The organism is Streptomyces solincola, assembly GCF_002982015.1.
Taxonomy (GTDB): Bacteria; Actinomycetota; Actinomycetes; order Streptomycetales; family Streptomycetaceae; genus Streptomyces; species Streptomyces solincola.
Genome location: NZ_PVLV01000255.1, coordinates 1 through 6,170 on the forward strand (window position 1 = coordinate 1; position 6,170 = coordinate 6,170).

General features: G+C 71.7%; 5 protein-coding genes. 1 reads left to right on the forward strand and 4 read right to left on the reverse strand.

Annotation, left to right across the window (positions count from 1 at the left end; genetic code table 11):
• The 4 genes from C6N75_RS17125 to C6N75_RS17140 all read right to left on the reverse strand — a co-directional run.
• Positions 1-1,121, reverse strand: a 1,121-nt coding sequence (locus tag C6N75_RS17125; protein ID WP_105869780.1) for an AI-2E family transporter, incomplete at its 3' end; no start/stop codon positions are given.
• Positions 1,122-1,242: 121 nt separating this feature from the next.
• Entirely contained in the window at positions 1,243-1,983 is a 741-nt protein-coding gene (locus C6N75_RS17130) for an aggregation-promoting factor C-terminal-like domain-containing protein (protein WP_105869776.1), read from the reverse strand.
• A 421-nt stretch (positions 1,984-2,404) separates the two neighbouring features.
• On the reverse strand, positions 2,405-3,727 hold the full coding sequence (locus tag C6N75_RS17135) for a PhoH family protein (RefSeq protein ID WP_105869777.1): 1,323 nt from the start codon (positions 3,725-3,727) through the stop codon (positions 2,405-2,407).
• Between the two features lie 321 nt (positions 3,728-4,048).
• Positions 4,049-4,810, reverse strand: coding sequence for an isoprenyl transferase (locus C6N75_RS17140; RefSeq protein WP_105869778.1), 762 nt, complete (start codon positions 4,808-4,810; stop codon positions 4,049-4,051).
• Between the two features lie 237 nt (positions 4,811-5,047).
• On the opposite strand from C6N75_RS17140, the gene mgrA reads away from it, so the two are divergent.
• The gene (mgrA, locus tag C6N75_RS17145; RefSeq protein WP_105869779.1) at positions 5,048-6,085 is read left to right on the forward strand and encodes an L-glyceraldehyde 3-phosphate reductase; all 1,038 of its coding nucleotides are present in this window, start codon (positions 5,048-5,050) and stop codon (positions 6,083-6,085) included.
• The last annotated feature ends 85 nt before the right edge of the window (positions 6,086-6,170 follow it).

Here is a 6,170-nt window from a genome sequence, read left to right on the forward strand (position 1 = left end):
TCCTGGGCCGGGCGGTGCGGGTGCACCCGCACCGCCCGGCCCAGGATGAAGGGCTGGAGCACATGGCCCTCGATCTGCTGCACCGCGAGCACCACCACCAGCACCATCAGGGCGGTGAACACCCCCTGGGTGACCAGGGCGACGACCACCGCCAGCGCGCCGGAGACGACCGCTCCGACCAGCGGGATGAACGCCCCGAGGAAGACGATCACACCGAGCGGGACGGCCAGCGGCACGTCCAGGAAGTAGACGCCGAGGCCGATGAAGATGGCGTCGATCATGGCGACGATCACGGTGCCGCGGACATAGGCGGTCAGCGTGGACCAGGCGCGCGGGCCGGCGCCGGCGACCCCGGGGCGGGCCTGGGCCGGCACCAGCTTGAGCACCCAGCTCCACACCTTCTTGCCGTCGTACAGCAGGAAGAGGGTGGAGAAGAAGGCCAGCAGCATGCCGGTGAGGAACTCCACCAGCACCGTGACGCCCTGCAACCCGGCCGAGGTGATCTCCTCGGTGTTGGTGCCGATGGTGTCCTGGAGATTGGCGGCGATGTCGTTGATCTGCGCCTCGGTGACGTGGAAGGGGCTGTCCAGCAGCCACGCCTTCAGCTCGTCGATGCCGTCGGTGACCCGGGCGGACAGGTCGTTGATGTTCTCCAGCACCTGCCAGACCACGAACCAGCCGATCAGGCCGATGATCACGAAGCCCAGGATGGCGGTGATCGCGGTGGCCAGGCCGCGCGGCAGTCCGCGCCGCACCAGCCGGGCGACGGTCGGCTGGAGCAGGGCGGTGAACAGCAGGGCGGCGACGAAGGCGAGCACCACGAGCTGGATGGCGCTGATCACCCGCATCAGCACCCACAGGGTGCCGGCCAGCACCAGCAGCCGCCAGCCCGCCTCGGCGGCGACCCGCATGCCCCACGGGATGGCGTCCGCGGCCTGCGGGCGGGCGGCGACGGCCGGCGCGTAGGAGGGGGGCGCGGGGACGTTGCCCGATGCGGCCGCCGGGTCGTCGGCGACCGGATCGTCACCGTGCGCGGCGGCCGCCCGCCGCTCCTCCAGCCGCTTCCCCATCCGGGTCAGGCCGGCGCCCGTCCTGCTCAGCCACCCTGGCACTCTCGACATGACCTTCCCTCTTCCCCCCGCGCGTCCCCCGAAAAGTACGAGCCGACCGTACACGCACGAAGCCCCCCGCCGCCGGACGGGCCGGGGCGGGGGGCTTCGGAGGAGGTGCCGGGCGCGGGGCCTAGTACCAGTTGTTGGCCTGCCAGAACGACCAGGCGCCGCAGGGGCTGCCGTAGCGCTCGTTCATGTAGCCCAGGCCCCACTTGATCTGGGTGGCCGGGTTGGTCTGCCAGTCGGCGCCGGCGGAGGCCATCTTGTGGCCGGGCAGCGCCTGGACCAGGCCGTAGGCGCCGGAGGACGCGTTGACGGCCCGGTAGTTCCAGGTGGACTCGTGGTTCACGATGTTGCTGAAGCACTGGAACTGGTCGCCCGGGACCATCTGCCGGGCCATCGCCTGGACCTCGGAGACGGAGTACGAGGACTGCGGGGCGAAGCTGGAGGCGGACCGGATGGAGCTGCGGTTGGCGCGCTCCTCCTTGGCCCGCTCTTCCTTCTCCTTGGCCTCGCGCTCGGCCTTGGCCTTCGCCTCGGCCTCCGCCTTGGCTTCCTCGTCCGCCGCGGCCTTCTTGGCGTGGGCGTCCTTGGCGGCCTGGAGGCGGGCGGCCTCCTCGGCGGACTTCTGGGCGGCCGAGTCGGCCGCGGCGGCCTGTGTCTCGGCCTGCTGCGTCAGGGACGCCACCTGCACCTGGGCCTGCTGGCCGGCGGGGATGTCCGCGAGAAGCGTGGTGTCCGCGGCGGCTGCCTCGAGGTCGTCGCTCACGGGCTGCACGGTGTTGCCCGATGCCACGCCGACGACGGCGCCCACAGTGGTGACCGCGGTGGCCGAAGCCACTGCGAATCCCCGGACCGAGATCCGGCTCACACGGTTTCCTTCCAGCGTCGCCCGCTTAGGTGACCTCGCGGGCGCGATCGTGCCCCTGGCGCTGATCCCCGAACTGCTGGGTCACGGGGGACACGGGCCCGGCGGGACGCTCCCGGCGAGGGAGTGCCGTGTGGTGCTGCGGGCGGCGTACGACGAGCGGCTGTTGAGTTGTCACGGGTGTGCCGTACGCGGGGCCTGACGGAAGCAAGACTTTGCCCGACCGTGACGCCGCAAGGCAATTCCTCGTTGCGTGGGAAAGCTCACACCTCTTGCGCCCCAGGAGTTTTGGGCGTCCGACGGACACGGGGGCGCCGCCCGGCTAAGCTCTTCCGCTTCGCCGGGCGGCGCCCCGCAACTCACACCAGACGGCTCACCGGCGGCCATCTCCCGCCGAAACGGACGGAGATGGCCGCTGACCCGGTCACACCTGGCCGTCCTCCAGCATCTCGGTCACCAGCGCGGCGATCTGCGACCGCTCCGAGCGGGTCAGGGTGACATGCGCGAACAGCGGATGCCCCTTCAGTTTCTCCACCACGGCGACGACTCCGTCGTAGCGGCCGACCCGGAGGTTGTCCCGCTGCGCCACGTCGTGGGTGAGCACCACCCGCGAGCCGGCGCCGATCCGGGACAGCACGGTCAGCAGGACGTTGCGCTCCAGCGACTGGGCCTCGTCGACGATGACGAAGGCGTCGTGCAGCGAACGGCCGCGGATGTGGGTGAGCGGCAGCACCTCCAGCATGCCGCGGCCCAGCACCTCCTCGATGACCTCCCGGCCGGCCACCGCCGACAGGGTGTCGAACACCGCCTGCGCCCACGGGCTCATCTTCTCGGCCTCGGTGCCCGGCAGGTATCCCAGCTCCTGGCCGCCGACGGCGTACAGCGGCCGGAAGACCATCACCTTCTGGTGCTGGCGTCTCTCCAGCACCGCCTCCAGGCCGGCGCAGAGCGCCAGCGCGGACTTGCCGGTGCCGGCCCGGCCGCCCAGCGAGACGATGCCCACCTCCGGGTCCAGCAGCAGGTCCAGGGCGACCCGCTGCTCGGCGCTGCGGCCGCGGATGCCGAACGCCTCCCGGTCGCCGCGCACCAGCCGTACCGAGCCGTCCGCGGTGACCCGGCCCAGCGCCTTGCCGCGCTCGGACTGGAGGACCAGGCCGGTGTGCACCGGCATCTCGGCCGCCGCCGGCACGAACAGGCTCTCCTCGCTGTAGAGCAGGTCCACCTGTTCGGCCGTCAGGGGCAGCTCCGCCATCCCGGTCCAGCCGGAGTCGGTGATGGCCAGCTCCGCACGGTACTCCTCGGCGAGCAGCCCGACCGAGGACGCCTTGATGCGCAGCGGCAGGTCCTTGGAGACGACGGTGACGTCGTACCCCTCGGCCTGGAGGTTGCGCGCGACGGCCAGGATGCGGGAGTCGTTGTCGCCGAGCCGGTAGCCGGCCGGCAGCACGCCCGGGTCGGAGTGGTTCAGCTCCACCCGCAGGGTGCCGCCCAGCTCGCCGATGGGCAGCGGCGCGTCGAGACGCCCGTGCCGCACCCGCATGTCGTCCAGCAGGCGCAGGGCCTGCCGGGCGAAGTAGCCGAGCTCCGGGTGGTGCCGCTTGGCCTCCAGTTCCGTGACCACCACGACGGGCAGCACGACCTCGTGCTCCTCGAAGCGGGTCACCGCGTTGGGGTCGGCCAGCAGGACGCTGGTGTCGAGTACGTAGGTGCGCCGGTCATCGAAGCGGCGCTTGGTGCTTTTCACCACGGTGAGGACAGACCCCCTCTTATAGAGGTGCGAGGTCGCGGTGCGACTGCGACGGCGTCGCGAGGGGCCCCGCCGCGCGGGGCGCGGGACGCGCCCCCTCCGGCACGGCCGTCCGCGGCGGACGGGCGTGACGGGTGCGCTGGCTGCGACCGGTGCAAGGGGCCTCCCGGGCGAGCGGTCTTGGATCCGCTCACCGCTGGGGGTATTCCCTCCTCACCGCCGCGCCATGCCATGGCATATGACGACGGGTCGGTGAACGGAGGATGACCGGGGCCGGGGCGGGGTACCCGAGGAGGTCGGGAGAGGGCCGCGGAGGGGGCTTCAGGAGCCGTAGCGGCGGTGGCGGGCCGCGTAGTCGCGCAGCGCGCGCAGGAAGTCGACCTTGCGGAAGGCCGGCCAGTGCACCTCGCAGAAGTAGTACTCCGAATGGGCGCTCTGCCAGAGCATGAAGCCGGACAGGCGCTGCTCGCCGCTGGTGCGGATGACCAGGTCGGGGTCGGGCTGGCCGCGGGTGTAGAGGTGCTCGGAGATGAGGTCGATGTCGACGACCTCGGCGAGCTCCTCGAAGGAGGTGCCGCGGTCGGCGTGGTCCAGCAGCAGCGAGCGGACCGCGTCGGCGATCTCCTGCCGCCCGCCGTAGCCGACGGCGACGTTGACGAGTATGCCGGTGTGCTCCCGAGTGGCCTCCTCGGCCTCCTTGAGCACCTTCTGGGTGCGGGCGGGCAGCAGGTCCATGGTGCCCACGTGGTGCACCCGCCAGCGCCCGTCGGCGGCCAGCGCGCGCACCGCGCCCTCGATGATGCCGAGCAGCGGGACCAACTGCGCCTCGGGCCGGTTCAGGTTGTCGGTGGACAGCATCCACAGGGTGACGACCTCGACGTCGGTCTCGTCGCACCAGCCGAGCAGTTCCTGGATCTTGCTGGCCCCGGCCTGGTGGCCCTGCTCGGGGGTGCCGCCGGAGGCCTTGGCCCAGCGGCGGTTGCCGTCCAGGATGACGCCGATGTGCTTGGGCACCTGGGCGTGGTCGAGACGGCCCTCCACCCGGCGTGCGTAGAGCCTGTACACCAGGTCGCGAAAGTTCACCCGATCTCGCCTTCCGGTCGCCTACGGGCCCGCCACGGCGTCGGCCCGGGAGAACAGGGGTACGAAGGCCCGCGCGGTCCTGCGGCGCCGCGGCCGTCCCCGAAGCGGCCACATTACTGCGCGCGGGTGTGCGCGGCCCAACCCGGCCGGTCACAGTCCTGCGATAAACGGACCGGTGCGAGGGCGGTACCTGGTCGGTAGTGATCGTTCCCGTACGCCCGTGATAGGCAGAGCGATGTGACAGACACCCCCGTATACCTCCCCTCCCCCGACCGGTACGAGTCGATGGAGTACCGGCGCACCGGCCGCAGCGGCCTCAAGCTCCCCGCGATCTCCCTCGGCCTGTGGCACAACTTCGGCGACGACCGCAGCCTCGGCTCGCAGCGGGCCATCCTGCGCCGCGCCTTCGACCTGGGCGTGACCCACTTCGACCTGGCCAACAACTACGGCCCGCCGCCCGGCTCCGCCGAGCTGAACTTCGGCAAGCTCTTCGCCCAGGACTTCCGCCCGTTCCGCGACGAGCTGGTCGTCTCGACCAAGGCGGGCTATCTGATGCACCCCGGGCCGTACGGCGAGTGGGGCTCCCGCAAGTACCTGCTGTCCTCGCTGGACGCCTCGCTGGCCCGGATGGGCCTGGACTACGTCGACATCTTCTACTCGCACCGCTTCGACAAGGACACCCCGCTGGAGGAGACCATGGGCGCGCTGGCGTCCGCGGTCCAGCAGGGCAAGGCGCTGTACGTCGGCGTCTCCTCCTACAGCGCCGAGCAGACCGCCGAGGCGGCCCGGCTGCTGCGCGAGATGGGCGTCCCGGCGCTGATCCACCAGCCGTCCTACTCGATGATCAACCGGTGGACCGAGGAGGACCGGCTGCTGGACACCCTGGAGGCGGCCGGGATGGGCTGCATCTCCTTCGCCCCGCTGGCCCAGGGCCTGCTGACGAACAAGTACCTCACCGGCATCCCCGAGGGCTCCCGGGCCACCCAGGGCAAGTCGCTGGACCCGGACCTGCTCTCGGAGGAGGTCGTCCGGCGGCTGCGCGGGCTGGCGGCCATCGCCGAGCGCCGCGGCCAGTCGCTGGCGCAGTTGGCGCTGAACTGGGTGCTGCGCGACGAGCGGATGACCTCCGCGCTGATCGGCGCGTCCAGCGTGCGGCAGCTCGAGGAGAACCTCGCCGCGCTGTCGGCCGCGCCGCTGACCGGGGAGGAGCTGGCGGAGATCGACTCCTACGCGGTGGACACCGCCGGCGCCAACATCTGGGCCGCCCGGAGCTGAGACCCGGAGGAGGACGGAAAACGGGCCGGTCCGTATCCCCCCCCACGGACCGGCCCGTTTTCCGTCCTCCTCCGGGTCTCAGCTC